Source organism: Streptomyces sp. DI166 (assembly GCF_900091315.1).
In the GTDB taxonomy this organism is placed as follows: Bacteria; Actinomycetota; Actinomycetes; order Streptomycetales; family Streptomycetaceae; genus Streptomyces; species Streptomyces fuscus.
Map to the genome: position 1 here is coordinate 15,327 of NZ_FLSP01000030.1, position 24,646 is coordinate 39,972.

Below are 24,646 nucleotides of genomic sequence, written 5' to 3' on the forward strand. Positions count from 1 at the left end.
GTCATGTACAGGGAGGCAGGGTAGGGAGGCCGTGAGGGAGAACTCCCTCAGTCCTCGTCGCCTCCCTCGTCGTCGAGGTCGTCGTCGCGGGCGGCGATGGCGTCGAGGATGCGGTCGAGGCTGACGTGCTGTCGGCCGCCACCGGTCTTGTACTCGCCGTGCCCGGCGTCGTCGAGGACGCGCCGCAGGTTCCGGAACGTCCAGCTGCCGTACTCGGCCGGGTTGCGGTCCTGGAGCCCGCGCAGGACGTCCTGCGTGAGCATCTTCGGCTCGTGCCCGAGCACGGCCGCGATGTCGGCCAGGTGGTCGACGGGAGCGAACGCGGGAGCGTCGGCCGGCCCGCCCTCGTACAGCGCCATGGCTCGCTCGACGACCGGGGTCACCTCGTCGATGCCCCGCTCGGGGTCCCGGGCGACGTAGTGGGACCGGATGATCTCGAACGGCTTGGCGGTGAACCCGTAGGTGACTGCCGTACCGACGTCCTGGTCAGGCACCAGCTCCGTGGCCCGGATGCCAGCCTTGTACTTGCCCGAGCCGAGCAACCCGTCGTTGGCGACCTGGTCGCCCACCGCGAACGCCACCCGGTGGGAGGTGTTGCGGGTGACGTCGCGCGGGATGCTGTCCGCGGTCGGGGAGACCGTGACCCAGATCAGGGTGATGCCCACCTTCCGCGCCTTCTTCATCACACGGATGGCCAGCTCAGCAGCCTCTTTGCCGTACTCCTTGGACATGAACAGCTCGTGGCACTCGTCGAACACCACGACCTTGGGTCGCATCCGCTGATCCTTGAGCGCCAGTTCGCGGGTGAGCTTGGTCGACTCGCCGCCCAGTTCCTCGAGCAGCTTGCCCCGCTCGGTCACCTCGTTGGACAGGCCGCGCAGCGCGTCGAGGGCGGCCCTCAGGTCTTCGGGGTCGTCGCCCTTGACCAGGTTCCGCAACCGGGGCTTGAGCGGGTCGTAGTCGACGTTCGTGGCCATCACGTAGACCTCCGCGATGACCAGCGGGTCAAGGATCGCACCGAGCAGCAGCGACACGACGATGGACGTCTTACCCGAGCCCATGATGCCGCCGACGATCCAGTTCGCCGCCATCAGCTTGCCGACGATCGGTTCACCGCGCTGGGACACCGCGACCGGCACGCCCTTGAAGTAGTCGGTCGTGCCCTCGTGCAGCAGCGGCCAGTCGGGTACCGGGCCGTTCAGTGAGCCCTGGTCGGCAACCCACAGGTCGAGGACGCCGGGCATGTTGGGCGGCTCGGTCGGCCACGTCTCGACGGGCTTGCGCAGCAGGTTGTGCGCCAGCACGGTCTTCTTGGCGTTGACCATCTCGACGGTGACGCCCATCGGCAGCTGGAGCTGCGTGTGGTAGCCGTTGCCGAGCCTGGTCGTGGGCGACACCCAGCGGGGCTGCCAGCCTTCCTTGATGGCCGCGTTCATCTGCGGGATGGACAGCTTGCCCAGGGCCCGCAGAATCGCGTTCTCGTCGGGGATGACGCCCTGGTCGCCGGTGTCCGCGGGCAGGGCCCACGTGGGGGCGGTCTTCTGGTTCTTGCCGACCGCCCAGGCGCCGGCCAGCAGCAGGAGCGGCAGGGAGTACAGCAGGGGTTCCCAGATCACACCGGCGAGGAATGCGACCCATCCGACGAACTCGATCACGGCGTTCGTCGGGGCGAGGACGTCGCGCACGTCGTGGTTGTAGACCGCCATCATGATGCCCAGCATCAGCAGGGCGCCGCCGATGCCGACGAGGGCGGAGGCCAGGGCCCGCGGGGCGTTCAGCGCCATCTGGAGCAGGTCCATGCGCCGCTTGTGCCGGGCGAACCGGTAGGCGTAGGCGCGCTGTTCCCACTTGGTGACCATCTCCTCGTTGCCGGACGCCTCAGCAATCCGGATCATGCGGGCGTGCAGCGCCGTGGTGCGGGCCTCCCAGGTGCGGCGGGCGAGGATGCGGGTTCCGCCCCACACGTAGGAGCCGTGACGGACGGTGAACCGCCAGGTGGGGTGCTGGCGGGTGTCGACGAACACGCGGCGCAGCGAGTCGATGCGGACCCGGCGGCGGGGCCGGCGCGCCTCGGGCTCGGCCTGTTCGGGGGCCTGTTGGGGGACGGGCTTGAGCAGCCTCACGGCGGGGGCGGGGTGCCCGTTGACCTGCTCGGGGGCAGTGTCGGTCATGATGTGGTCTCCGGTCGCTCTCTGGGTGGTCCGGGGCCCGGGGACGGCGGCTGCTTGGCGGTAGGACGCCGTCCCCGGGGCGGGGTTACTTCTTGCGGCGGGCGTCTTCGCGGGCCTGCGCCTTCTCGCGGATCGCGTCGACGCGGTTCTCCAGCCGCTTGGTGCCCTTGCCGCGGGCTCGGCGGTGCTCGATGCGGACGCCGAGCGCGATCACGCGGGCCAACTCGCTGAGGTTGTGGGGGTCCTTGTCGGTGAACGCCATGACGGTCACTTCCTCTTCTGGTTCTGGTAGTCGGCCCACAGGCCGCGCAGGACGAGCAGACAGACGGTGGCGCAGACACCCCCGATGGCGACGGCTACCGCGAGGAGCGCGGCGGCCATAGCCAGGAACGAGACGGCGACCGCTCCGCCGATGCCGGCCGCGACGTACAGGCCGACCGGGCGACGGGCGGGCGCCGGGGTCTGCTGCACCACGGGGGTCGCCTGCTGCTGCATGGCCTGCTGGGTGGCGAGGACCGCCGCGACGAGCCGCGCGACGTCCGTGCTCTCGGCGGCCTCGCGTGCCGCCTGCTCGGCCTTTTCCAGGGCGTCACTCACCGCGCCCACCTCTTCGGGGTGCGCATGTGCGGACGGGCGAGCGCGCCGAGCGCGAACGCCACCAAGACGGGCTGGGAGACCGCAGCCGCGGCGACCGTGACCCCGGCGGCGAGGGCCTGCGGGACGAGCAGCAGCACGGCGAGCACCGCGCCGAGGAGAATCCACTTCACGGCGATCACTCCCCACCCTCGGCGAGCTGCTTCTCACGGTCGTACAGGGCATCGATCACGTCCCAGCCACCGGTCAGTTGCCGCTCGTTCATCGCGGCCCGCATCGCCTCCCTGAACTTCCGCTTCGACGGCGGCGGATCGGTGGCGTACAGCTCCGCGGCGAGCATCGCCACGGCCCTGCTGTTCGCCTCGCGGGGGCCTTCCAGCGGGGGCGTGCCGGAAACGTGACCGCCACCCGTGCCGGGGAGGCCGGAACCCCCCGTGCCACCTGCGGATTGATCGTCTGGCACGCCCCCCGACAGCAGGGCCTCCAACTCGTGGTCGGAGACCAGGGCGGGCAGGTCGGTGTGCCAGTCCGGCACGGGGTGCCGGTCGAGGGTCTCGGCGTACTTCTCGAACGCCTCGAAGGCGGTGACGGCGGCATCCGCTTCGGCCTTGCGGGACCGCTTGACGATCCGTGCGGCCGCCCGCGTCTCGTCGGCGCGGGCCTCGGCCACGGCACGGGAGACGGCGATCCGGTCACGGGTGACGGCGCGGGCGCGGTCGATGGCGGCCTGCGCCCGAGCACTGATCCGCGTCGCGTCGCGGTCGACGGCCATGACGAGAGTCATCTTCGCCAGGACAGGGACCAGAGCGCCGACGACCGCGGCCAGGACGTCACCGGCCAGCAGGCCGTGCGCGCCGAGGATCACGACAGTGAGCGGGAGGAACGTCCAGCCGATCACCTGCGGGAGGCGGGCACTGGAGCCCTGCCGGCGGTGCGCGGTCTCCATGGCGAGCCCGTACAACCAGACGGCGTCGTAGAGGACAGCGACGCTGTAGGCGAACGCGGGGTGGGCCTGGGCGGTGAGGATGCCGCCGATGGCGGCGACGGCCCAGGCGACGGCGATGACGGTCAGCACGACCGGCAGCGCCCAGGTGCCAATCTTCGTCAGCTTGCTCATGCTTCGCCCACCTCCAGGGGGGCGGCGGCGCGCACGACGCGGTGCGCGGCCAGGGTCATGCCCTCGCGGTCGCCGGTACGGCGCGCCAGGACGAGGGCGTCGAGGAGGAACTCGACGGGCGGGAGGGGCCGGGCCGACCGGCCCGCCGCGCGGATCGCGGCGGACTCGGTCGGACGGCGCACAGGCCAGCGCGCGGTCATTTGCCGGAGCCCTGACGGCTTCGCCGGTTGACCTCGGCGAGCTTCTTCGACAGCTCCTCGCGTTCCTTGTCGGTCACCGCTGCTCACCCCCGTAGCGGGCCGGTTCGCAGATGGGGCACATGTGTCCGGTGCCGCCTTCGCGGCAGTTGTCGATGCAGCGGCGGCACCACGGGGTGTTGGCGTAGCGGTCGTGGCCGTCGAACCTGGTGTCGGTGGGATCGAAGCGGCGGTGGCAGCGGCGGCAGCGGTTCTTGGCGCGTTCGGCGGCCTCGGTCTCCTCGGCGGTGAGCTTGTGACGGAGCCAGTCCGTGTTCCAGGCGATGCGGTCGGGCCCGTCGGCGAGCCCGTCACGGAGGACGACCCGGGCGAGGCCTGCACGCTCCTTGAGCCGCTCGTCGTAGTCGGGGGCGCCGTAGTCGAGGGTGAGGGCGTCGGCGACGACGTCGAGGAGTGCGCGCAGGTCGCGGGCTTCGGTGGACGGGGTGGGCTTCTTCGTCATCGTGCGTCCACCGCCTCGGCGCCGAGGGCGCGCAGGAGAAGGCGGAGGGCCTCGGTGAGACCGCCGTGCGCCACGGTGTAGGCATAGGTGCTGCTGCCGTCGACGGTGCCGTAGTGGCGCAGCATGCGCTGCGCGACACGGATGGCGGTGTCCAGCTCGGTGACGGCCGGGGGCAGGGCCCCCGCCACGCGGGCGGGGGTCTGCTCGGTCGTGGGCTTGCGGCTCACTGCCCGCCTCCGGTCTGCCCGCCGAGGGCGCGGAGCCGCTTGGGTGCGTCCAGCGCGGCCTTCCTGACCGCGTGAGGGTCGGCGCCGTCGCGGAGCGTTCCGCCGAGCCAGTCGAAGAGGTAGCCGTAGCCGTCGCCCGCCTCGGCGCGGGCGTACTCGATGGCGGTGTACGCCCACAGGAGGTTGGCGACCTCGGGGAGCAGCACGGTGGCGAGAGCCGGGGCGGTGCCCGTCTTCTGGAAGACCTCGGGCATGACCTCGGGCAGGGCGTCACAGACGTCGTCGAGGGTGCTGGCCGGGTTGGGGGTGCTGAGTGCCTCGGTGTAGACCTTGCCCGCGATGTAGACGGCGGCGGCCTGGTAGGTGAGGTGGTCGTTGTCGTGCTGCGGGTGCTCGCGGCGGGCGGGCGTGGGGATGGCGGGCAGGTAGTTGTCGGTGGCGTTCATCAGGCAGCCACCCCCGCCAGGGTGTCGGCGTCGGCCGGAACGTCGATGCGCTCGACCTTGAGGGACGGGGCGCAGGGCTTCATGGGGACGGGGCCGAGGTTGTGGGCCTTGAAGATGCGGGTGATCTCGGCGAGGTCGGGGGTCTGGCGGGAGCTGGGGGTGCGGAAGACGCGCCAGGCGCCGTAGATGCCGGCGGGCAGCTTGTCGAGCACCTTCTTCGCGGCGCGCTTGCCGCGGTCGGCGCGGCGGGCCTGGTCGGTGGCGCGCTCGTACTCGGCGGCGGCGGCCTCGATGGCGGAGGCGTCGGGCATGTCGTCGTCGGTGTAGACGTCGGTGGGGTCGGGGGCCTCGGCCGGGGCCGGCTGGTCGGCCGGGGTGTCGGTGGGGGCGATGGAGCGGACGGCGGTGGCGGCGGCCTCGACGAGGTTGCCGAGCAGGCCACGCACCGTGCGGGTGGTGCGGGGGCTCATGAGAAGGTTGAACACAGCGGATCTCCTGTTGCGTCAGGTTGTTCCGTCAGGCCCCGTTCCGGTGTTGGCGCACCGGGCGGGGCCGCTTGCGTTGTCGGCGGGTTTCCCTGCCGACGACTCCACTCTAGGGAACATCGTGTTCCATCGTCAAGCGTTCTGACGCTGGACAATGGCGCGAGTCGGCGTAACATCAGGTTCCATGACAGTCGATGGAACACTATGTGTCATGGATAAGCGATCACTGGCGCAGATGGCGCAGAGGTTCAGGGAGTCTGAGCAGCGGGCCGAGATCCTGCGGCAGGAGCTCGCAGTGGCGATCCGGCAGGCGGACACGGACGGTGTGGCACAGAAGGACATCTGTGAAGCCACCGGCTACACCCGCCAGCAGGTCCGCCGCATCGTCCTCGCCGGCACCGAAGAGGGGGACGCGGATGCGAGCCAAGACCCCTCGAAGTAGCCGTGCAGCGCCCTGCCGTTGATGGCACGGCGCTGGCACCAAGAGGCCCGTACACGTTCCGACGAGGGTCAACCCCGTCAGACGACAATGTGCCTGTGACCTGCGGCGGAACGTCTCGGCCGGTTGGGGTCCGTCACCGCCGGACGAACCCCAACACACTGCTAATGCGGTTTGGGTTTTAAAGCCCATCGAGGGTTCAAATCCCTCCGCCTCCGCCGTGGAACCAGGGAGTCCAGCCGACATCGGCTGGACTCCCTGAGTCGTTTCCGGACCACCTCCTGAGCCCGCGTACTCAGACGCACTGCGTACCTCACCCCCCTGAACCTGAGCAGGGGGACGCTACTTGGGCCGGGCCGGCGGCGGGAGGGTGAGGGCACGGGCGGACGGCCGCCCGTGCCCCGGACGACGGGGGGTCGTTCGACAGGGAGTGCCGTAGTGACGACGAAGTCCTGGCTCCGTTTCCTGCTTGCCGGTGCCGCGGTGGTCACGCTGGCCGGATGCAGCGAGGCGGACCGCGCGGTGATGTTCGCGCCGCCCTGCCCCGAGGGCCCCGCGGCCAGGCCGACGCAGCGTGAACGGCCGGCGGGCGCGGTCTGGGCATGGAAGACGCCCTACGGAGCCCAGGAGGGCACCTTCCGTGAAGGCCCGATCCCAGGCCTGACGGAGGTGGTCTCGCTCGCGGACAGCGGCCACACCACGGTGGCGGTACGGGCGGACGGCACGGTGTGGTCGTGGGGCACGAATGTGAGCGGCTCACTCGGGCACGGCTCGGCGGAGCGGATCTACGAGGCCCGCCCGCGCCAGGTCAGGGGAGTCGGCGACGCGCACGCGGTCTACAACAGCGGCACGACGTTCTACGTGGTCCTGCGCGACGGCACCGTGATGGCCTGGGGCTCGGACCGCTTCCTGGTCAAGGGAGGCAAGCGGGAGGGCTACGAGGGGGTGACCGTGCCCGAGCGGGTGTCCGGCGTGGGGAACGTGGCCGCGATGGGCCCGGGCGACCTGAACGCCTTCGCGCTCCGCGCGGACGGCAGGGTGACCGGTTGGGGCATCAACCTCACCGACGTCCTGGGCGACCGCAACGACACCCGCATCGGCACGATCCCCGACGTCGAGGGCGTGGTGGACGTGTCCTCGGCGGGCGAGGCGGTGGTCGCGGTGAAGGCGGACGGCAAGGTGTGCGCGTGGGGGAGCAACGCGCACGGCCTGCTGGGCGTGGAGCCGACCGGCGGCCAGACGGCGAACCCGGTCCGGGTGGGCGGCCTGAGGAACATCGTGCAGGTGGCCGGCGGCGCGAACGTGGCGTACGCCGTGGACCGCGACGGCAGGGTGTGGGCGTGGGGCAGGGGTGCGGGCGGCGCGCTGGGCGACGGCGACATCGCGGACCACGTGAGGGCGAAGCCGATACGAGTAACGGGCCTGCCCAGGATCCGCCGCGTGTCCGCCTTCGGCCTCATGGGCCACGCCATCGACACCAAGGGCCGCTTGTGGGCCTGGGGCTCGGGCGCGCCCGCCGCCGAGACCCCCGGCCGCCCGGTCCGCATCCCCCTCCCGGCCCCGGCGCTGGACGTCTCCGGCCACCACGTCCTCGTCCGCCCGAACTAGCGCTTCTCGGCCGTTTCCGCAGGTCACAAGGGGTACGCCTAATGGATTTCACATGGCGGCGGCAGTCATGTAATGTTCTTCCTGTCGCCGCGAGCGGGCCGAAAGGGCCGAGAGCGGCGAAACAACAGAACAAGCACTCGTAGCTTAACGGATAGAGCATCTGACTACGGATCAGAAGGTTGCAGGTTCGAATCCTGCCGAGTGCACAGCACGTCAGAGGCCCTAAGGAGTCATCCTTAGGGCCTCTGGTCTATGTCCTGACGGCAGTTGTTGACGGCAACCGCCTTGGCCGGCTGCCGAGTGCCAGGCGGTTCCCGTTCGGATCGTCTGATCGTTGGGCCGGTTGCGTCGTTGGCTGGCGCTCGGTGGGCGCGGATCGAGCCGTCGCTCTCGGAACGAATCCGAAGAGGGAAGGCGGGTGGCGGGACACGGCGAGGTGATCGACGCGATCAGCTTCAAGTCCCCGACCGGAACGAAGGGGTCAGAGCCGTAGCTTGGTCCCAGCCTTGTAACGACACTTAGGGTTCGCAGCGTCTCGTGGACGGCTGCATGGGACGGTGTTACCCCCTAAATCATCTTCGCTGCAATATGAGGGTGCATGGCAGTCTTCTTCGCTCTTGTTGGGATTTTCGGTCTTGGTGCCATTGCCTGCTTCTTCTGGGTGTGGACCGGAGGGAAATTTTCGATTGGCATTATCGGAGCACATCCCGACAAGCCAAGCCCTCGGGAGTTGAGCGGTGTTACGCGGCTCGGCTACACGCTGCTTGCCGTGACCGTCGTCGGAGGAATCATTCTTTTCCTGTCTAGCGGCGGGACGGACGCGGAAGGAAAGGGTGAGGCTGGGAAGTCTGAGACCGAAAGCGATACTTCTCCTTCGGCCTCCGCTCCCACACCCACCGATGGGGACGACAAGGTTTCTGTATCCACTCCATCCCCCACCCCCGCGTCGTCCAGTCCGGAGATCAGCATCCCGCCACCCCAGGTCACCGTGTACTGGCAGGGAACAACTCACATTCCTTACAACGGAACCGATTTCGACTCGGCGCCACCGCAAGACGCTGACCCTAGCGGTCCCGACCTCAAGGTAAGCCTGACCGAGGGGGAAAAGATCCGCACCTACGGATACTACTTCAACCAGATTCCGTCCGACGCTCCGGAGCCGATCACTATCGATTACTGCAAGAAGCTTTATGAAGAGCGTCCGAAGGGAGTTAGCTACATCAATGTCGGCGTCGGTGACCGTTTCTGCCTCCTGACAGACGAAAAGCGTGTCGCTTACCTTACTGTCACGGGCACTGAACCTCATGGCGGCCGATTTGAGGAAAACCGTGTGGCAGTTAAAGGGGTTGTCTGGAACGACCCAGAAGCCTCTACCGCTGAATGACCGGTCCTCGCCTGGGGCTCAACGAATCCGCCTACTGGGCATTGGCCGCACCCTCGCCATCGTCCTCGTCATTGCCGTCACCCCTCAAGGCATCCCCGACACGGTCGAAGGCGGAGCGTTGGGAGTCGAGCCGCACGAAGGTGTAGATGTCCATGGTCACGCGGATCGAGCTGTGGCCGAGGACTTCCATGATCATGCGGGCGTCGGCGCCCTGTTCGTGGAGGAGCGAAGCGCAGGTGTGGCGCAGGTCGTGAAAGCGGACCTTGCGGACGCCGGCGCGGATGCACAGAACCTCGAAGGAGCGGTTCAGGTTGCGCGGCTCGATCGGGGTCCCGTTCTTGGTGGTGAAGACGAGGCCCTGACCTGTGCCCTTCCAGTTGTCCCCCGCGCCCTTCCGGTCGGCGATCTGCTGCGCGTGCTGGGCGCGGAGTGCGGTCACGCACTCGGCCGGAAGGGCCAGGCGACGGGCCGAGCGCTGAGTCTTCGGCGCGACGATCAGCAGCTCACCGCCGACGCGCTGTAGGGCCTGCCGAACGGTGAGCACACCTTCGTGAAGGTCCACGTCCGACCAGCGCAGACCCAGCAGCTCACCGCGCCGGAGACCGATGCGGACCGCCAGTTCGTACGCGGCCCACAGCCGGTTGTCCCGGGCCGCCGTCAGGAGCTGACGCCCCTCCTTGGCGGTGAGCGGCTCGATCTCGCGCTTGGTTCCCATGCTCAGCTCCACGTTCCGGGCCACGTTGCGGGGCAACTCGTCTTCGCGTACGGCGTGCTGGAGAGCGGCACGCAGGATCACCAGCAGGAAGCGCACGGTCCTGTCAGACGGGAGCTTCTTGCAGCACTTCCGGAGGGCGCAGCAGCGCCGCTTGTGCTCCGGCCGCTTCCTGTCCTTGCCCTGCGCGCAGCACTGGCAGGTGATCGCCGTCTTCGCGAGGAAGGCGCGGATGTCGCGAGCGGTGAGCCGGACCAGCTTCTTCTTGCCGAACTCCGTGGTGACGTAGTTGCGGACGAGGGACTCGTAGTTGACGTAGGTCGTCCTGCGGACCTTGCCCTTGGCGACGTTCGTCAGCCAGTACGTCAGGTACTCGGCGATCGTCATCTTGTTGGTGGCGACCGGCAGGCCGTTGAGGGAGTCGGCCTTGAGCTTGGTCAGCTTCTCGTGTGCCTCGTCCCAGGTCTTGCCGTAGACGCTGCGCCGCTTGTACGTGCCGTCCGTGGTCAGCACGTACGCACTGCCCTCCCAACGGCCGTCCTTGCGCTGGTAGATGGTGCCCTCGTTGTTGGCGTTCTTCTTCGGCGTGGCCATCAGGCGGCTTCCTGTTCGGTCTGGAGGGATATGTAGGCGTGCACGGCGGATTCGCTGATACGGCGGCAGCGGCCGATCTTGAAGGAGGCGAGTTCGCGCGAGCGGATCAGGTCGTGGACCTTCCAGCGGCTGATGCCGAGACGCTCGGCGACCTGGTCCACGGTGAGCACGGCGGTCGTCATGCAGGCACCAGCCCTTCGTGCTTGAGGCGTTGGATGTTGGCGATGTCGTGGCGGACCTGGGCGGCGAGGAATTCCTCACCGGGGCGGTAGCCACTGTTGAGGTAGGTCCAGGAGGAGGCGGTGACGAGGGTGGTCTCGTCGGTGGTGGGGTGGCCGGCGCGGGCACGGGCGGCTTCGGCCTGGGCGAGGCGCCAGGCACGGCGCACGTCGCGGAGTGCGCCGAGGGTGGTGGAGTAGGCGCGGGACTTGGTGGAGAAGTGGCCGCGGAAGCCGAGCATGTGGGCCCACTTCCAGAGCTTGAGGTGGGCGAACTCGGGGAGGTGGCCGAGGTCCCATGCGGTGCGGATCATCTGGCGTACGTGCTGCTGAATGGGCAGGGCCTTGATGGGTTCGGCCTGTCCGGTGCCGTCGCAGTCGGCGCACCGGTCGTGGAAGCCGTCCGGGCCGCGTACGTAGCCGCGTCCGGCGCAGGGGCGGCACATCAGGGTGCGGTCTACGGTGCCCGCACCTTCGGCGTTCTTGGTGGCGTACTTGGCGACGTATCCGGCGACCTTGGCGTCGGTGTACTCGGCAACGCGGGCGTCGGTGAGTTCGCCGTCGCCCAGGGCGGTGATGGGGTCGACCTTGAACCGGCGGCCCCAGGCGATGACGCGTTCGCCAATGGCGTCGGAGGCGACGACGAGCCGGGCACGCTCAACCGCCAGTCCCACGGCGGCGCTCAGGGCGTCGAAGGTGGCCCAGGGCGGGGGCTCGGTGGTGTGGCCGTCGGGTCCGTCGAAACGGATCACGGCGTGGAAGTGGACCAGGCCGCGCTTCTGGTACTCGGCGACCTTGGCGAAGGAGACGCGCAGGGCGGCGTTGAGGGCCTTCTGCGTCATGTCGAGGTGCTCGGCCAGGGCGCGGCGAAGGTAGGTGGTGAACCGTGCCCAGAGCTGTCCGGCGTGGGCGTTCCAGAGCACGGCGCCGGTGTAGTCGTACGAGGCCGGGTCGAGTGGGGTGCCCAACACCGGGTCGTCCTCGGCGTGGTGGGCACCGCAGCCGCATGAGCGGGCCTTGTCCGTGCTGTCGGTCTTGCGGTTGTGGACGGGGCCGAAGGAGGGGGCGGTGAGGGTGACGAAGGCACGGGGGTGATCGCGGACGGTTTCGGCGACGTTCTTGCCGCCGGACAGTCCGGCCTTGATGAGGTGGTAGGTGTCGGCCGCGTAGATGCGGGAGCAGGCGGGGCAGCGGGAGGAGCGCCGGTTGCCGCAGGTGGTCAGCGCGCGTCCGGAAGGCTCGTCTTCGGAGCGGTAGGAGCGGACCACTTCCTTGGTGGTCTGGTCGGTGGTGACTGACCAGCCGTGGAGGTTGACGGGGCTGGTGCAGCCGTGCAGGTCGCGGACCTGTTCGGTGACGCGGTCGAAGTCGTGGGTGTTGGCCAGCTTGATCAGGTCCCGCAGGCCGGGGCTGATCACGTGGCGCAGGTCGAGGGGGCGGCGCATGGGTGGCGGGGTGTCCCTTCTGGCGTGAGAGTGGGGCCTGCGGGCAGCAGCGATCAGCGCTCGGGCTGCTGCCCGCAGGCATGGCAGTTCGGGCCCAGGGGCGGGCGAGGGTGGGAAGCGCCGGAAGGCCGCCGGGGCGAGCGCGGCGCTACAGAGCGGCGTGGAGGGCCGTGGCCATGGGCAGGCCGATGCCGAGCCGCATCTTGAGCTGGGCCGGAGTGATCGTTTCTCCGTGCTCGGCGTGGTGCGATGCCGCGATGGACCGTGCTTCGGTCAGCAGCGGTTCGGGAACCTTGACCGCGGGCGCGGCCGGAGCCGGAGCGGTGAGCGGAGCAACCGGGGCCGGGGTCGGTACCGGGGCGACGGGCGGGGCAGTCGCCGCGACGTGCGCAGGCTCGGCGGGGGCCGGGGCGGGCTCTTGGGCCGGTTCCGTCTCAGTGGCGGGCGCCGGTTCGGCTGCATGGGCGGCGACCGCGTGGAACGAGCGGAGGAGCTGGGGGCCGACCGCTCCCCAGCCGAGGAGGAGCAGGGGCGCCACGGCGTCGATGGCGGCGCGGCCGTAGTGTCCGGCGACGACGGGTTCGGCGATGTTGAGGGCCAGGGTCAGCAGGCCGGAGACGTGCATCAGCCGGGTGGCCGCCTTCATCTGCTCGGGCGGCACGCCACGCAGGGACAGGTAGCGCAGGGCCACGAGGAGCCCGACCACGGACAGGTCGACCATGGGGGCGATCAGTGGTGCGATGGGAGCGGGGACGCCCAGGCGCAGGGCCAGGGCCCAGACGTTGCCGAAGGAGAAGACGAACGCCAGGAGGGCGATGATGCCCATGACCACGGTCACGGTGCGCTGGGTGATCCGGTCCTCACTCATGGGGGTTCACCTCCTTTCGCGGTGTCGGTGGGGGAGCTGGGTGGGGTTGGGTCAGGGCTTCGGGGCGAGGCCGGCCATGTGAGCGGCGTTCGGGCCGAGGTAGGTCTCCAGGACTCGGCGTTCGTGGGCGTTGGCGACGCGGTACGCGGCGATGCCGATCCGACCAGCGCGGTCAAGGTCCCCGACGGCGATCGCCTTGCGCATGTGCCGGATGTAGATCCTCATGACCCGGCGCATCTCAGGCCGCCATGGACGGGGGCTCGGGGTCGTTCTTGGTGAGGTCCACGACGTCCTGTCCGGTCAAGTCCTCCAGGAGCCGGGCCGGGTGGCGCACCAGGTGGCAGGTTTCTGCGGCGACGCGGGCGGCGTCCTCGTCGGCGACGTAGGGGGTACGGATGCGGATGAAGCCGGGGCGGCCGTGCTGGGACATGACCGCGACACCGACGTACGCGGGGTCCTGAAGGTTGACCGGGCTCGCGTCAGGCCACTCCCGGATGTCGTCGCCGAGGGCGGCCACGGCGGCATCCGCGGTCTTCTGCGCGAAGGACAGACCGACCGGGCACACGTCGCGGATGAAGGTGGGGATGGCGTCCCCGGTGGTCTTCTGCGTGGTGAGCAGGGTCAGGAAGCCGACTGAGCGTCCCTTCTTCACCAGGTCCTCCACGAGGCGGGCGTTGTCCGCCGCGAGCGCAGCCAGCCGCTTCGTGGTCGGGTCGGAGCCCTTGTGGTCGCGGAAGTAGGTGTGGGCCTCGTCGATGACGATGACGACCAGTGGCCAGTCTGCCGAGGGGCCGACGTGCCACATGTTCTTCCTGCCCAGCACGCTGCGGATGCTCGCGGAGCGGGCGCGGCGCAGCTCCACCAGCTCCTTGAGCAGCTTGTTCGCTTCCTCCAGGTCGTCTCCGCAGAAGGCGAACGCCCGGTGTACAAGGTCGGCGTAGTCGCCCTCGTAGGCGTGGGAGACCTTCCCGTCGAAGAAGACGAACTGAACGGCCGGCGAGGGCGCCCAGTCACACACCAGCCGGTTCACACACGAGGTCTTCCCGAAGCCAGGCAGACCGCCGACCGCCACCCCGGGCACTTCCTTGAGGGGCACGAAGACGGGCATGCCGTACTCGTCCACCCCCAGCTCCCACTTCGCGTACTCCTCCGAAGGGCGTCCGGTGGGCACATGAACGGTCGGCGTGATCAGCGGGTCCACGCGCACCCCGCGCAACACGACGTGTCCGGGCCTGTCCCCCGGTAGCGCCGACACACGGGTCATACGCCAGGCGTCCGCCAGGTAGGGGGCGGCCTTCTGGAACTCCGCCAGACCGACGCCCGGCAGGCAGCCCGCCCGCGCGATTACCCCGTACGCGTCATGCGTGACCTTCAGGGCCGGGACCAGGACGCGCGGCTTGATCGGCTTGCCGTCCGTGTTGGCCAGCGATGCCATGGCGGTCGGCATCTTGTCCGTGGCCGACAGGTTCAGCATCTGCGCGAGCCGCTTCCACGTCCGCCGAACCCGAACGGCCTGCCGGATCGACTGCCGGGTCATGGCGTCGGCCCGCAGGTAGCGGACCACCCGCACCAGTGCCCACAGGGCGATGCCAGCCAAGCCCACCGCGACCAGAACCGGGGCGTAGCCGATCACCTCACTCACGTCGTTCAAGGTCACTTTGCTTCCTTCTTTCGATTCCGGTTTCGGGTGAGTGCTGAGGGCGTCGGCGCAGCGAGGATCAGGCAGATTTCCGCGCGCTGGACCGCGTCAGCAGGCGGAAAGCCGTGGTTCGCCCACATCGCCGCGACGAGACGAACCCTGTCGTCGTGATCGGCGACCGACAAGCAGATCTCCGCATGACGAAGAGCGGATGCGGGTGGAAAACCCGCCCTCTCCCACACCGCCGCGACACTGTGAAGCCGGGTGTCGCGGTCGGTGCGGGAGAAGTCGGTGCCGCTCACGCCGTCTCAGCGGCCGGGGCCGAGCCGCCGACCAGGTCGAGACGGTCCGCGCGGTACGCGATGCCGTCCGAGAGCGACCCGTTGAAGATCCGGGCCCACGGGGTGGCGAACAGCTCCACCGGGATGACCGGCACGCCGGGCTTGAGGCCGTTGGGGAGACCGGTCTCCGGAACGGTGACCTTCATGGCCTCCGCCCGGTCCTCCTCCATGAGGAAGAGCGTGACCGTGAACAGCTTCGCGCCGGTCTCACGGTCGGTCGCGAACTGGGTCTTCTCGGCGTCCGAGTACTTCGGAACCGCCAGGGTGCCGGCCACGAACGACGTGGACGGGAGCACGCCAACACGGATACGAGGCATGGGTGTTACGTCCTTTCGGTAGGTGCTCCGCCAGATGGCGGGGCGTGATCAATAGAACCTCGCTCACCTAGCCATGTCAAGCGAGCGAAGCTTGCTAGGCGGGCGGGGTTATGGGTGTGCCTTTGTCGGAGGGGTGTGCTAGGGCAGCTAGATCTCGCTACCCTGTGAGGTATGACGCCTGCTAGCCCTGCTAAGCCCGACCGTCGGCCGCCCTATCAGCACGCGGCCGACGAGCTCCGGCGCGAGATCAAGGCGGGCCGCTACAAGCCGGGCGAACAGCTCCCCTCCTACCGCGAGCTGCAAGAGCGCTTCAAGGTGGCGAACATGACCGCCCGCTCGGCGCTCGGGGTGCTCAGGGATGAGGGGCTGATCTACACCATCCAAGGCCGGGGCAGCTTCGTCGCGGACTTCGAAGGCTCGGGTGCCGATTACACGGCGCCCGCCTGGTACCTAGGGAAGCCGCCCGAGGATCCCGCCGAGGAGACTGCCGCCAGCGCCCCCCGTGAATGGCCGCCCGGCGAGAGCCCTTTCGGTGACTCCGGAGAGGCAAAGGCCGGCGGTGCCGATCCCTCCCTCTCCGAAATGCTCACCGCGTTGCGCGACGAGATCAGAGCGCTCAGCGTCGAGCATCAGGAACTGCGCCGGGAGTTCGAGGAGTTGAAGAAGGCGCAGCAGTCGCCGCGTTCCTGATTCGCGTGACCTCTTCTCGCATTTCCCTCGCTTCGCGGCCGAGTCTTGCCACGGTGGTCGTCATCTCGCGGACCATCGCGGCCATCTCTGCCAGCTCCCGGTTGTGAATGTCGATCAGCTCCTTTCCTGCGCTGGATATGTGCTCGGTCATGTCTCCCCGTTCGCTGTCGTGTCGTTGTTTCGCGCGGCCTTCACCCAACCGCCGGGGGCTTGCCCGAAGGCTTGCCCAGCGGTCGTGTGCGACCGGATCGGGGCTTGTCCTTGCCGTCTGGCGACCCGTCACCGAGGTTGTTGCGACAGGTCTACCGGCCGGACCGGCCACGTACGAGGCTTGCGGCGCCGCGCTCCCGTCGGACGGGCTGAATCCGTCCTTCGATTTCGTCAGCGTCCCCGCAGGCGGGAAATCGCGGTTCTGCGCGCGCACGCCACTCGTCCTTCCAGTCGTCGGCCAGGAGCATCAATAGTCCGGAGAATCGCCGGTTTGGGTAACCGGCACTTCGGTGCTATGTTGCGCGGCTCGGTCCATCCGGGGTCGCCTATAGGGGTGTCGAAATCCGCATCGGTGTGACCGCCGTTCCTGTGATCCATGCCACTTCCCCATCTTTGGTTGACCTCCTGCGCTCACTTGCTACAGGTGTCGAAAGCCCTGCCCGTGTGACACCTCATTTTGTGATCTGGGTCACTCGGTAGAAGTGGCCCGTTGGGCGCCCTCCGCTCATCTCGAACTATGCGGCCCCCAGCCTGTGGATAAATTCCGCAGACTCGCAGAACGAATAGGCAGAAATGGCGATTCAAGCTCCCATAAGGGCATTGAAGCCGTGGAACGGATGGGAAGGCGGGGACAGCGCATGGTCGTGCAACCGGCCAGGGGCCAGGGCAGCGGAGCTGTTCAGAGTTTCTTTACTGGATCAAGGCGGCCCGCCTACGGCGGGCCGCGCGCGCTGGCGGCCAGGGGCCGCCGCCGCTCCTTGTCTCCGCCACCGCTCCGGCGGCCCCACCCGCTCAGCGCGCAGCCCTGCCAAGGCGGACGGCCAGACCGGGGAAGCAACCCGACCACTCCGAGCACCAGGACCAGGCCGACGCGCACCCAGCACGACCACGCCACCAACCGCCCACCGCTCCACGCCGCATGGCCCGCAGAGCCGCAGTCCGAGCCCAGAGGACGGGCCGCGTCGGCAACGTCCAGGCGGATCGAGGTGCGGCCTGTGACGATGGAAGCAGCGTGGCCGAGGACGGCACGGGGTTGCTGGAAACACACGTGACGGGTGCTCAGTCGGCGCACCCGCCGTCGTGGCTGACTTTCGCTGGCTCAGCTCAGAACCCTCTCCAACTCGACATCGCGAAGCCGGGGTTGCGGCCGCACCCACGTTCGAGCACGCCAACCGCCCCGGTACCATCGGCACCGGGGTCCTGATCAGGGCTTCCGTGACCGGACCACCCGGAATGCTGTCCAGGCTGAGGGGTGGTCCGGTCTTTGAGTTGTCGGCCGTAGCCGTGCGAGCAGCGCCGACGAACTGGCGCTTCGGAATCAGCTCAGAGCCTTGCCCACCTCGAAGATGGTGGGTCGGTCTCCTGGCGAATGGCTGAGCATGGCGTCGATCAACTTGCCCAGCTCACCGGGCGCCTTCACGAGCCGGCGCCGACCGTCCGCCACGGCCTCTCGCTGCACCGAGCGGGGAGCGTCGTCCGGGTACTCCATCGCCCGCCAACCGGTAGCAGAGATCAGCAGGGAGGCGCCGAGCGCGTACACGTCGGCTTCCTGCGTCGGCTCGGCTTCTCCCGTGTCGAGCACGCTGCGGGCGATCTCCGGTGCCTCGTAGTGGACGAGGCAGCCGCGGAACGGGAAGTCGTACCCCTCTGGCACGTTGCCGCCCTGGGCAAGGGCGAGGTCGATGAGGTGTGTTCGTTCCGGGCCGATGATGAAGTGGGCGGGCTGTACGTCACCATGCGCCCAGCCCTTGGCGTGCAGTTCGGCAAGCGCCTCGACGCAGCCCAACGCCACGCTGGTGTGCGGTGCGATGGACGAGTCCGGCCTACGACAGGGCTCCCAGAGCTGGTACAGGTCCGGCCCTTCGTGCCACGGCTGGAAGTTCCAGGTACCGCGTTCCCACTCGCCGTACGCGAGGTCGACCAGGCCGAGGCGCAGCAGAACGGCCCCTTCACGTGCGGGCGCGAGGGCGGTCCAGGGTTGGGCGGCCCATTCGGCCGTAGCCTCGATCGGGTAGCCGACTTTCACGGCGTAGTGGCCGCGATGGCTTTCTACCTCCCACACCGTGGAGCCCCGGCGGTCCAGGACCATGCGCTGGGACGTGGGCATGAGCGCGTCGAGCACCACGATCGGCAGTTCAGGGGGTGACCCGGGCAACGTCTGTTCTCCTTCCGGGCGAACGCGGCCGACCACGAGTCGAGGCCGGCCGCGTCGCTGCTGTCGCGTCCTACTCTTGGTAGTCCTGACCGTACGGACGGCCGCAGTCCGAGTCGCACTGCGCGAGGTTCGTGCCGTCCACGGTCCACAGGTCGTCGAAGACCTTGAACCCGGCCGCCTTCATGGCGCGCGCCGCGGTGATGACCATCAGCAGGTCGCGGGGCCCGCCGCCCGGCTTCGGGTTGTGGTGCAGGAAGCGGCCCGCGTACCGCTCGCACAGCCTCGCGTACTCCTTCGTGTGCAGGATGAGCGCGTGCAGGCCGAGGTCCACGTCATCGGACGGGACCATGGGGACGTTGGCCGTGGCTGCGGTGACCAGGAAGGCGACCGCCTGGTCCGCGATCCGCGCGGCGCGCTCGGGCGACTGCCCGTTGTGGACGACCACGAAGTGGGCGAGGCTCTCGAACAGCTCCTCACCAGCCACCGCGCGACCGGTCTTCAGATCGTTCACTGTTGCCGTCATGCGACTACTCCTCGTGTGTGGCGGTGCGTGGGTTGGATGGCCGGCCCCGAACGGGGAAGGGGGAGCCGGGGAGTTGGCACCCGTCCGGGGCGGCCCGTCTACTGGCCCATGGCGAGAGCCATGCCGATCACCAGGCCGCACGAGCCGCTGATCATGATCACGAACAGGACTCCTGCGTACCGGCCGACAGCGCGCATCACAGCCCGTCTCGACTGTTGCCGTTCCTGATGGCCAGGCGCGCGCTCAGTTCCTCTCGTGGACTCGGCGCCACCACGTTGTCCGGCATGGCATCCCATTCCGTGCCGCCGCCGATCGGCCTCATCTGCACCCGACCGCCGAGCGCACCCATGACGACGCCGATCCGGTCGCGGGCGCTGTCCTTCGCCAGTTCACCGATGCCTGGTCTGGTCTGCTGGTTGCTCGCCATGAAAGGAGCATCGCGATCAGGGCACCCCTGCCAAAAGGTCAGGCTGATTACCCAACTTGGGTAACATCGCGGCAAGTAGAGAATCAGCGACGTTGCGTAGCCCTCGCAGTGTGGGAGCTTGCCGATGCCCGACGCAGACCGGCCGCAGGAACTGCCAGCCAGGCTGCTCACCGATCCCGAGATGATCGATGCGTGCCGAGTGCGGGACTTCGCCAGAGTCTTCCGGCTGGTGAAGATCAAGGCGGGCATCTACCCATCCATGATCGCCAGGCGCTGTGAGCTGACCCCAAGCCGTGTCGGCGAAGTCATCGCAGGGCAGCGCCAGTTGCAGCACATGGACGTCATCGAGCGCATCGCGGACGGCTTGCGCATCCCAGGGCACATGCTCGGACTCGCCCGCCGGGTGTGGGAGACACCCCAGGCCCTCGTGGTCACCGAGCGAGAGGTAGTCCAGGAGCCCGAGCCGCAGACCCCGGCCGCTTTACCTGGCCCGGACGTGGACAGCATTCTGGCCCTGGCCACACGAACGAGCCTGAACGCAGCCACCCTTGAAGCCTTCCGCTCCTCCATCGAGGACTACTGGCGACGGGACGACCAGCACGGAGGCGAGGCACTGAGGCCGGCCATCGTCGGCCAGCTCCGCCACGTCGTCGGTCTCTTGAAGGAGAACCAACCGCCGTCCATCGAAAACGGCCTGTACGGAATCGCCGCCGAGCTGGCACGCCTCACCGGCTGGACCTACTTCGACGCCCGCCAGTACAACCAGGCCCGCGCGTACTTCACCGAGGCCCTCCAACTGGCCAAGGAGATCGACGACCGCCAGTTCATGGCCAACGTCCTTGCCTGCATGAGCTTGCAGGGCACGTACCAGGACAAGCCCGCTGACTCCCTGGCCTTCGTGACGGCCGCCCAGGACCAGGCCCGCTCGGCCGTCGACACCACCCCACGGGTCCTGTCCATGTTGTCGATGCGCGAAGCCTTCGCTCACGCCACGCTCGGCAACCGGGACTCCACGCACCGGGCGATCGGGGAGGCTCACCGCCATTTCGAGCTGATTCGGGTGAGCGACCCGGATCCGTCCTGGGTGTCGTACTTCGACGAGACGAAGCTGATCGTGGACACGGGGATCGCTCACGGCCGACTGGGCGAAGCAGCCACCGCCGAACCTCTGATCGCGGACGCGTTGCGGCGCGAGGCCCGCACCAACCATCGCGGCCGGGCGTTTCACTCGTTCTGGCTTGCCCGTACGCAGCTGGATCAGGGCAAGCTCGACCAGGCGTGCGACACCGCCACGCAGGCACTGGAACCGGCGTCAGCAGTGGCGTCCGAGCGCGTGTCAGGCCATCTTCGGGAGTTCTACGACCAGTTGGCCCCACACAGGCAGGAGCCCGTAGCCCTGGCCTTCGAGGCGCGGCTACGGGCACTCCTCCCGCCGGTTAGCGGATCGCTTCGTCCATGAGCAGGTAGAGCAGGCCGACGAGCGAGCCGCTGCTCACGACCTCCCGGCGATCGATCATGCCCCGCACCTCAGAGAGGGGAATCCACTCGATGCGGTCGGACTCGTTCTTCTCCGTGGGCGGCCCGGCATAGGTGGCGCCGTCGATCCTGAAGACGTGGTGCTGCGAGTCGGTAATCCCGTTGGCCGGCTCGGCGTAGATCAGGGGCTTGATGGGGCCGGGGCGCCAGCCCGTCTCCTCTAGAACCTCACGGGCCGCAGCCTCCTCCGGAGTCTCGCCCTCCTCGACCAGGCCCATGGGCAACTCCCAGGCCCACGAGTCCGTGATGAAGCGGTGCCGCCACATCATCAGGACCTCTTGACGATCGTTGACCACGGCGGCCACGGCCAGGTGCCGCAGACGAACAACGTGGTACTCCCACCTGCGCCCGTCAGGCTGCTGGACGTCGACCAGGCACAGATTCACCCACTTGTTCGTGTAGATCTGTCGCTCACCGTGCGTCTTCCACTCCATACCTGCAGCCCTTCTCGATCCGGCCTACAGGATCTCAGACCAAGATGGCATGCAACATAGGGTTCAACGACATTCACGTCAGAGTGACGAAATGGATGTGTTGAGTCGGATCACTCGCAATGGCGGCGGGGCAGGTGGTGGTAGTGGCGCAGCAGGCGTTGAGGGGCCCCATCGTGATCACATCCGGCCGACGGCCTGGTCGACTTCCAGTAGTTGACAGCGAAGGTCACGCGTCGGGTCAAACCTAGGCATCTGTCGTACACATGGGTGAACAGAGGCAACAGTTTCACTACAAGGGGTGACTGAAGTCACACTTTCCCATCGACAGTGAGGTCTGGTCCTCTTATGCTCGTTAACAAGTGGGCGGGTAGGTGTCTGCTCAGGGAGCGGGGGGCATGAACTACGAGACGGGCATGAAGCCGGGCGGCGCACACAGGAGGATACAGTGACAAGCCTGCCAGACTTCTCTGAGCCGCCAGTGGTTGAAGTGGCGTGCGGGGTTAAGTTCCGCAAAGTGCCGGAGCTGAGTGGCATTCGGCTTGCTCCTCTTTATGACATGTGGAAGTCGGAACTGCCTCAAATTGAAGAACAACCGACCCTTCCATCTGTAGAGTCTGGTCCGGCTGGCTCGAGTCCTAAGATCAGGGTAGATTTTCCATCCCTGAGGGAAACTCGCTACTGGTTCCATGGTGAAAACGGGAATGATCTAGTTCAGTTGCAGCCGGATCGACTCATCGTTAATTGGCGTAGCTGCGGAGTTGGTGACACGTATCCCCGGTTCGCATATGTCCTGAATCATTTTTCTCGACGTGTCGCTGATGTTTCAAGGTTTGTTGAAGAGTCATTTCGATCGAAGCTTGAGATTCTTCATGTTGAGCTGAGTTACATCAATACGCTCCGTGCTGGAGAGTCTGGCCAATGGGACTTGGAGGACATCTTCCATACCTGGCCCGACTTTGCGACTCACCATCTCGGCCGCCCGGCAAATTCGCAGATAGTCTTTGACTTCCCGATCGAGAGTACCCGCACTGGTAGAGATTTCTTCTTGCGTGTTTCCATTGAGCCTGGAGTTGTGGGTGATGAGACGCCGGGTGCATTCCTGACTATGACGACCCAAGGTAAGCCGTCGAGTACGTCAGTTGATGGGGCCTTGGATGCTCTCAAAGAGGCTCATGATCATCTCGTGAGAAGCTTCGCGGAAATTACGACGCAGACAGCTCATGAACGCTGGGGGAAACGCTCATGACTCTGATGGCAGTGGAAGCGATGAATCCCGTGGTTACTGGGTTGACCACGAGGAGAGCAGCGTCGGCTGGCCCATCCGTCGACAGTGCAACGACTCGTCGCACACGGCGTCCCAGGGTAGGGCCGTCGGCCACAATCGATGTCCAAGAAGAGGGCGCGGGAGTGCCGGACATGGGCCTAGCGGTTGAGAAGATCAACAAGCTGCTGGCTCTGCCTAAAGCTTGGGATGGATACCGTGCCGAGCAAGTCACCGTCGAGGCCGGTGTGGCAATGCTTCACGTTCTGCTCTCGGTCATGGATCGGCGCAGCTTGCAGCCTCAGATCTTCCCACTCCCTAACGGTGGACTCCAGGCTGAGTGGCATGTGAGTGGCAATTCGATCGAGATCGAAGTTGCCCCTGATGGCCAATCTGGATGCGCGCTAGCAGATGGGCAAGATGAAGCTGAAGTTGAGTTCAGCATCCCAAGTCGGCGAGACAGGCTTGTCGAGTTCCGTAGGATCCTGCTGCACTTCTCCCTGCAAGCAAGAAGGCCTGCTTCTAGGTGAAGTCTGTGTTATCGGGGGCGGGGATGAGTGAAGAGCAGGAGATTCTCGATGGGGATCTGCTCTGGCGGAGAGTAAACACCAAAGTTCCAAGCATGATCCGTCGCGATAGTGTGACGCAGGAGGAACTTGGGCCCTCTAGTGCGGCATTTAAGCCCCATGATGACGGTACCTCCGTCTATGTTCGCAGGATTCTAGATGAGCACCGTGTGGAGCCGACTGGCTTATCTGAAGATCCGCATGACTCCATCTGGGAGCTGGAAGTTAAGGGCGTGCGGGATCAAGATCTTGATGTAGTTCCAGATCCGTGGCCACCGGATGTGCCAGAGCCAGAACATCCACGCCATGCTGCACATGCACTCATCGTAGGATGGCAAGGACTTTCACAGAATCAGATAGGCAAGAAGGCGAAGGAGCTTGCGCGTCAAGCTTCCTGTGTTCATCATCCAGACGGTATGTAGCCTGATGGCACGCCCTCTTGACTCGGTGTTTTCTGTTGCGAGACGCGCATTGTGGACGTTTGAAGGGCAGCGCTGGATCACAGTGCTTGACGGCAACGCTGACGGCAACGACGGCACACAGAGGCCGTTGATCACGATCGCCAGCGATCAGCCGGGGGAAGGCGGAGCCCCCGCCCAACGCACTGCCCGATCCTACGGATCAGAAGGTTGCAGGTTCGAATCCTGCCGAGTGCACAGCAAACCAGAGGCCCCGTGGAGCAGTCCACGGGGCCTCTGGCTTTTGCGGAGGGCTGTACGTGCCGTCCCGTCGCCCTTAGTACGTAGGTGCGCCCTCTCAACGGCCGTTCCGGCGCTCGCAGATGGTGCCTTCGCCGTTGGTTGGTGACCGGCACACCTTCGTGCGGGGCTCGTTCACCTCAGTTGTCCCTCAAATGTCTTGCTGCACCCCTATTGGGCGTTTGATGATCACATGCGTGCCGCAAACCCCCGCTGACCAGGGGAGATGCTGCGGCACGTCCAGTGGTGACCAGCTGGACGCAAGACCGAAGAGGGGAACATTCTGAAGATCAAGAGACTGACCGCTGCCACCGCCGCGATAACCGCAGCCGCGATCCTCAGCACGGGTCTCAGCCAGGCTGCTGTGGCCGCCGATCAAGGCACCACGGCCGGTTCGGCGGTTGTCGGTGCCGACAAGCCCATGACTGCCGCGGAAGAGCTGGCCTCGCCCGAGGGGCAGAAGCTTCTCGCCATGCTGAAGGTCATCGACGAGATGCCCGCCGGCGTGGAGCAGCGAGGAGAGGCTGCGGTCCAGGCTTATCTGGACGAGCACCTTGCCGGCACGAATCGGGGGGTTCGCGGTTGGTGGCAGACTGCCAAGTGCGTGGGCTCCATCACGGCTGCCATTGCCGGCGGTGCGGTCCCCGTGGCGAAGATCCTCAAGTTGAAGGCGTTCATCAAGAAGGTCGGTTCCGTGAAGGAATCCGCCTACCTCCTCATCCGCGTCGCCAAGGGTGAGGAGAAGATCAGCGAACTGGGTGCCACGCTCGGTGGCCTTGCCTCGGTGGTCCTCGGTATCGACGGGATCAAGAGGAACTGCAAGTGATGGGGAGTGCTGGAGC

At 67.3% G+C, this 24,646-nt stretch carries 30 protein-coding genes and 1 tRNA gene; 9 read left to right on the forward strand and 22 right to left on the reverse strand.

Annotated features, from left to right (window positions below):
- Positions 1 to 47: 47 nt before the first annotated feature.
- From GA0115233_RS16760 to GA0115233_RS41040, 10 genes are all read right to left on the reverse strand, one after another.
- Positions 48 to 2,171 (reverse strand): zonular occludens toxin domain-containing protein, encoded by a 2,124-nt coding sequence (locus GA0115233_RS16760; protein WP_093721036.1) that lies wholly within the window; start codon positions 2,169 to 2,171, stop codon positions 48 to 50.
- A gap of 85 nt (positions 2,172 to 2,256) precedes the next feature.
- Positions 2,257 to 2,433: a hypothetical protein gene (locus tag GA0115233_RS41030; RefSeq protein WP_176711813.1), complete on the reverse strand. Its 177-nt coding sequence runs from the start codon at positions 2,431 to 2,433 to the stop codon at positions 2,257 to 2,259.
- Positions 2,434 to 2,438: 5 nt separating this feature from the next.
- Positions 2,439 to 2,768 carry a hypothetical protein gene (locus tag GA0115233_RS16765; RefSeq protein WP_093721106.1) on the reverse strand — a complete coding sequence of 110 codons (330 nt, stop codon included), beginning with the start codon at positions 2,766 to 2,768 and terminating at the stop codon, positions 2,439 to 2,441.
- On the reverse strand, positions 2,765 to 2,938 hold the full coding sequence (locus GA0115233_RS41035; protein WP_176711814.1) for a hypothetical protein: 174 nt from the start codon (positions 2,936 to 2,938) through the stop codon (positions 2,765 to 2,767). The genes GA0115233_RS16765 and GA0115233_RS41035 overlap by 4 nt, the downstream gene beginning before the upstream one ends.
- Before the next feature lie 5 nt (positions 2,939 to 2,943).
- Positions 2,944 to 3,882 carry a hypothetical protein gene (locus GA0115233_RS16775; protein WP_093721038.1) on the reverse strand — a complete coding sequence of 313 codons (939 nt, stop codon included), beginning with the start codon at positions 3,880 to 3,882 and terminating at the stop codon, positions 2,944 to 2,946.
- Positions 3,879 to 4,082, reverse strand: a complete 204-nt coding sequence (locus tag GA0115233_RS16780; RefSeq protein ID WP_093721039.1) for a hypothetical protein — start codon at positions 4,080 to 4,082, stop codon at positions 3,879 to 3,881. The genes GA0115233_RS16775 and GA0115233_RS16780 overlap by 4 nt, the downstream gene beginning before the upstream one ends.
- A 73-nt stretch (positions 4,083 to 4,155) precedes the next feature.
- Positions 4,156 to 4,581, reverse strand: a complete 426-nt coding sequence (locus GA0115233_RS16785; RefSeq protein WP_093721040.1) for a DUF1588 domain-containing protein — start codon at positions 4,579 to 4,581, stop codon at positions 4,156 to 4,158.
- Entirely contained in the window at positions 4,578 to 4,808 is a 231-nt protein-coding gene (locus GA0115233_RS16790) for a hypothetical protein (RefSeq protein ID WP_093721041.1), read from the reverse strand. Before GA0115233_RS16790 ends, GA0115233_RS16785 begins: the two co-directional genes overlap by 4 nt.
- The gene (locus tag GA0115233_RS16795) at positions 4,805 to 5,254 is read right to left on the reverse strand and encodes a hypothetical protein (RefSeq protein ID WP_093721042.1); all 450 of its coding nucleotides are present in this window, start codon (positions 5,252 to 5,254) and stop codon (positions 4,805 to 4,807) included. Before GA0115233_RS16795 ends, GA0115233_RS16790 begins: the two co-directional genes overlap by 4 nt.
- Positions 5,254 to 5,739 carry a hypothetical protein gene (locus tag GA0115233_RS41040; protein ID WP_093721043.1) on the reverse strand — a complete coding sequence of 162 codons (486 nt, stop codon included), beginning with the start codon at positions 5,737 to 5,739 and terminating at the stop codon, positions 5,254 to 5,256. The genes GA0115233_RS16795 and GA0115233_RS41040 overlap by 1 nt, the downstream gene beginning before the upstream one ends.
- A 211-nt stretch (positions 5,740 to 5,950) precedes the next feature.
- Between GA0115233_RS41040 and GA0115233_RS16805 the strand changes: the two genes are divergently transcribed.
- The 4 genes from GA0115233_RS16805 (at position 5,951) to GA0115233_RS40610 (ending at position 9,170) form a co-directional block, all read left to right on the forward strand.
- A complete protein-coding gene (locus tag GA0115233_RS16805) occupies positions 5,951 to 6,181 on the forward strand; it encodes a hypothetical protein (protein WP_093721044.1) in 231 nt (76 codons plus the stop codon).
- 435 nt (positions 6,182 to 6,616) lie between these two features.
- The gene (locus GA0115233_RS16810) at positions 6,617 to 7,786 is read left to right on the forward strand and encodes an RCC1 domain-containing protein (RefSeq protein WP_093721045.1); all 1,170 of its coding nucleotides are present in this window, start codon (positions 6,617 to 6,619) and stop codon (positions 7,784 to 7,786) included.
- A gap of 133 nt (positions 7,787 to 7,919) precedes the next feature.
- Positions 7,920 to 7,992 (forward strand) — tRNA-Arg (locus GA0115233_RS16815).
- Between the two features lie 392 nt (positions 7,993 to 8,384).
- Positions 8,385 to 9,170: a hypothetical protein gene (locus tag GA0115233_RS40610; protein ID WP_141689520.1), complete on the forward strand. Its 786-nt coding sequence runs from the start codon at positions 8,385 to 8,387 to the stop codon at positions 9,168 to 9,170.
- Positions 9,171 to 9,201: 31 nt separating this feature from the next.
- On the opposite strand, the gene xerC is transcribed toward GA0115233_RS40610, so the two are convergent.
- The 8 genes from xerC to GA0115233_RS16850 all read right to left on the reverse strand — a co-directional run bounded on the left by xerC (position 9,202) and on the right by GA0115233_RS16850 (position 15,304).
- Positions 9,202 to 10,476, reverse strand: coding sequence for a site-specific integrase (gene xerC, locus GA0115233_RS16820; protein WP_093721046.1), 1,275 nt, complete (start codon positions 10,474 to 10,476; stop codon positions 9,202 to 9,204).
- A complete protein-coding gene (locus GA0115233_RS16825; RefSeq protein WP_053560287.1) occupies positions 10,476 to 10,658 on the reverse strand; it encodes a helix-turn-helix domain-containing protein in 183 nt (60 codons plus the stop codon). Before GA0115233_RS16825 ends, xerC begins: the two co-directional genes overlap by 1 nt.
- The gene (locus tag GA0115233_RS16830) at positions 10,655 to 12,139 is read right to left on the reverse strand and encodes a replication initiator (RefSeq protein ID WP_093721047.1); all 1,485 of its coding nucleotides are present in this window, start codon (positions 12,137 to 12,139) and stop codon (positions 10,655 to 10,657) included. The genes GA0115233_RS16825 and GA0115233_RS16830 overlap by 4 nt, the downstream gene beginning before the upstream one ends.
- Before the next feature lie 148 nt (positions 12,140 to 12,287).
- Positions 12,288 to 13,007, reverse strand: coding sequence for a DUF2637 domain-containing protein (locus tag GA0115233_RS16835; RefSeq protein WP_093721048.1), 720 nt, complete (start codon positions 13,005 to 13,007; stop codon positions 12,288 to 12,290).
- Positions 13,008 to 13,058: 51 nt separating this feature from the next.
- Positions 13,059 to 13,232, reverse strand: a complete 174-nt coding sequence (locus GA0115233_RS41045) for a hypothetical protein (protein ID WP_176711815.1) — start codon at positions 13,230 to 13,232, stop codon at positions 13,059 to 13,061.
- Between the two features lie 13 nt (positions 13,233 to 13,245).
- Positions 13,246 to 14,664, reverse strand: coding sequence for an FtsK/SpoIIIE domain-containing protein (locus GA0115233_RS16845; protein ID WP_255310234.1), 1,419 nt, complete (start codon positions 14,662 to 14,664; stop codon positions 13,246 to 13,248).
- Positions 14,661 to 14,948: a hypothetical protein gene (locus tag GA0115233_RS40615; RefSeq protein ID WP_141689521.1), complete on the reverse strand. Its 288-nt coding sequence runs from the start codon at positions 14,946 to 14,948 to the stop codon at positions 14,661 to 14,663. The genes GA0115233_RS16845 and GA0115233_RS40615 overlap by 4 nt, the downstream gene beginning before the upstream one ends.
- Complete coding sequence (locus GA0115233_RS16850) at positions 14,945 to 15,304, reverse strand: hypothetical protein (RefSeq protein WP_093721050.1); 360 nt, start codon at positions 15,302 to 15,304, stop codon at positions 14,945 to 14,947. The genes GA0115233_RS40615 and GA0115233_RS16850 overlap by 4 nt, the downstream gene beginning before the upstream one ends.
- A gap of 171 nt (positions 15,305 to 15,475) precedes the next feature.
- Here GA0115233_RS16850 and GA0115233_RS16855 point away from each other — a divergent pair, with 171 nt between their 5' ends.
- The gene (locus tag GA0115233_RS16855) at positions 15,476 to 15,994 is read left to right on the forward strand and encodes a GntR family transcriptional regulator (protein WP_093721051.1); all 519 of its coding nucleotides are present in this window, start codon (positions 15,476 to 15,478) and stop codon (positions 15,992 to 15,994) included.
- Between the two features lie 1,528 nt (positions 15,995 to 17,522).
- Here the strand turns inward: GA0115233_RS16855 and GA0115233_RS16860 are convergent.
- From GA0115233_RS16860 to GA0115233_RS16870, 3 genes are all read right to left on the reverse strand, one after another.
- A complete protein-coding gene (locus GA0115233_RS16860; protein WP_093721052.1) occupies positions 17,523 to 18,359 on the reverse strand; it encodes a protein kinase family protein in 837 nt (278 codons plus the stop codon).
- Between the two features lie 70 nt (positions 18,360 to 18,429).
- A complete protein-coding gene (locus GA0115233_RS16865; protein ID WP_093721053.1) occupies positions 18,430 to 18,882 on the reverse strand; it encodes a glycine-rich domain-containing protein in 453 nt (150 codons plus the stop codon).
- Between the two features lie 196 nt (positions 18,883 to 19,078).
- Positions 19,079 to 19,309, reverse strand: a complete 231-nt coding sequence (locus GA0115233_RS16870; protein ID WP_093721054.1) for a hypothetical protein — start codon at positions 19,307 to 19,309, stop codon at positions 19,079 to 19,081.
- Positions 19,310 to 19,433: 124 nt separating this feature from the next.
- Between GA0115233_RS16870 and GA0115233_RS16875 the strand changes: the two genes are divergently transcribed.
- Positions 19,434 to 20,768, forward strand: coding sequence for a hypothetical protein (locus GA0115233_RS16875; protein WP_093721055.1), 1,335 nt, complete (start codon positions 19,434 to 19,436; stop codon positions 20,766 to 20,768).
- Here GA0115233_RS16875 and GA0115233_RS16880 read toward each other — a convergent pair.
- Positions 20,746 to 21,279, reverse strand: a complete 534-nt coding sequence (locus GA0115233_RS16880) for an NUDIX hydrolase (RefSeq protein WP_043407174.1) — start codon at positions 21,277 to 21,279, stop codon at positions 20,746 to 20,748. The two genes, GA0115233_RS16875 and GA0115233_RS16880, sit on opposite strands and share 23 nt — an antisense overlap.
- 445 nt (positions 21,280 to 21,724) lie before the next feature.
- Between GA0115233_RS16880 and GA0115233_RS16885 the strand changes: the two genes are divergently transcribed.
- The 3 genes from GA0115233_RS16885 (at position 21,725) to GA0115233_RS16895 (ending at position 24,630) form a co-directional block, all read left to right on the forward strand.
- Positions 21,725 to 22,525 carry a TIGR04255 family protein gene (locus GA0115233_RS16885; RefSeq protein ID WP_176711816.1) on the forward strand — a complete coding sequence of 267 codons (801 nt, stop codon included), beginning with the start codon at positions 21,725 to 21,727 and terminating at the stop codon, positions 22,523 to 22,525.
- A 568-nt stretch (positions 22,526 to 23,093) separates the two neighbouring features.
- Positions 23,094 to 23,528 (forward strand): hypothetical protein, encoded by a 435-nt coding sequence (locus GA0115233_RS40620; RefSeq protein WP_141689522.1) that lies wholly within the window; start codon positions 23,094 to 23,096, stop codon positions 23,526 to 23,528.
- Between the two features lie 640 nt (positions 23,529 to 24,168).
- Positions 24,169 to 24,630: a hypothetical protein gene (locus GA0115233_RS16895; RefSeq protein ID WP_141689523.1), complete on the forward strand. Its 462-nt coding sequence runs from the start codon at positions 24,169 to 24,171 to the stop codon at positions 24,628 to 24,630.
- The last annotated feature ends 16 nt before the right edge of the window (positions 24,631 to 24,646 follow it).

Coding starts and splice junctions, on each gene's coding strand:
- GA0115233_RS16760 (WP_093721036.1), bottom strand. CDS start 2,171: ATGACCGACACTGCCCCCGAGCAGGTCAACGGGCACCCCGCCCCCGCC.
- GA0115233_RS41030 (WP_176711813.1), bottom strand. CDS start 2,433: ATGGCGTTCACCGACAAGGACCCCCACAACCTCAGCGAGTTGGCCCGC.
- GA0115233_RS16775 (WP_093721038.1), bottom strand. CDS start 3,882: ATGAGCAAGCTGACGAAGATTGGCACCTGGGCGCTGCCGGTCGTGCTG.
- GA0115233_RS16780 (WP_093721039.1), bottom strand. CDS start 4,082: ATGACCGCGCGCTGGCCTGTGCGCCGTCCGACCGAGTCCGCCGCGATC.
- GA0115233_RS16785 (WP_093721040.1), bottom strand. CDS start 4,581: ATGACGAAGAAGCCCACCCCGTCCACCGAAGCCCGCGACCTGCGCGCA.
- GA0115233_RS16795 (WP_093721042.1), bottom strand. CDS start 5,254: ATGAACGCCACCGACAACTACCTGCCCGCCATCCCCACGCCCGCCCGC.
- GA0115233_RS16805 (WP_093721044.1), top strand. CDS start 5,951: ATGGATAAGCGATCACTGGCGCAGATGGCGCAGAGGTTCAGGGAGTCT.
- GA0115233_RS40610 (WP_141689520.1), top strand. CDS start 8,385: ATGGCAGTCTTCTTCGCTCTTGTTGGGATTTTCGGTCTTGGTGCCATT.
- xerC (WP_093721046.1), bottom strand. CDS start 10,476: ATGGCCACGCCGAAGAAGAACGCCAACAACGAGGGCACCATCTACCAG.
- GA0115233_RS16825 (WP_053560287.1), bottom strand. CDS start 10,658: ATGACGACCGCCGTGCTCACCGTGGACCAGGTCGCCGAGCGTCTCGGC.
- GA0115233_RS16830 (WP_093721047.1), bottom strand. CDS start 12,139: ATGCGCCGCCCCCTCGACCTGCGCCACGTGATCAGCCCCGGCCTGCGG.
- GA0115233_RS16835 (WP_093721048.1), bottom strand. CDS start 13,007: ATGAGTGAGGACCGGATCACCCAGCGCACCGTGACCGTGGTCATGGGC.
- GA0115233_RS41045 (WP_176711815.1), bottom strand. CDS start 13,232: ATGAGGATCTACATCCGGCACATGCGCAAGGCGATCGCCGTCGGGGAC.
- GA0115233_RS16850 (WP_093721050.1), bottom strand. CDS start 15,304: ATGCCTCGTATCCGTGTTGGCGTGCTCCCGTCCACGTCGTTCGTGGCC.
- GA0115233_RS16855 (WP_093721051.1), top strand. CDS start 15,476: ATGACGCCTGCTAGCCCTGCTAAGCCCGACCGTCGGCCGCCCTATCAG.
- GA0115233_RS16865 (WP_093721053.1), bottom strand. CDS start 18,882: ATGACGGCAACAGTGAACGATCTGAAGACCGGTCGCGCGGTGGCTGGT.
- GA0115233_RS16870 (WP_093721054.1), bottom strand. CDS start 19,309: ATGGCGAGCAACCAGCAGACCAGACCAGGCATCGGTGAACTGGCGAAG.
- GA0115233_RS16875 (WP_093721055.1), top strand. CDS start 19,434: ATGCCCGACGCAGACCGGCCGCAGGAACTGCCAGCCAGGCTGCTCACC.
- GA0115233_RS16880 (WP_043407174.1), bottom strand. CDS start 21,279: ATGGAGTGGAAGACGCACGGTGAGCGACAGATCTACACGAACAAGTGG.
- GA0115233_RS40620 (WP_141689522.1), top strand. CDS start 23,094: ATGAGTGAAGAGCAGGAGATTCTCGATGGGGATCTGCTCTGGCGGAGA.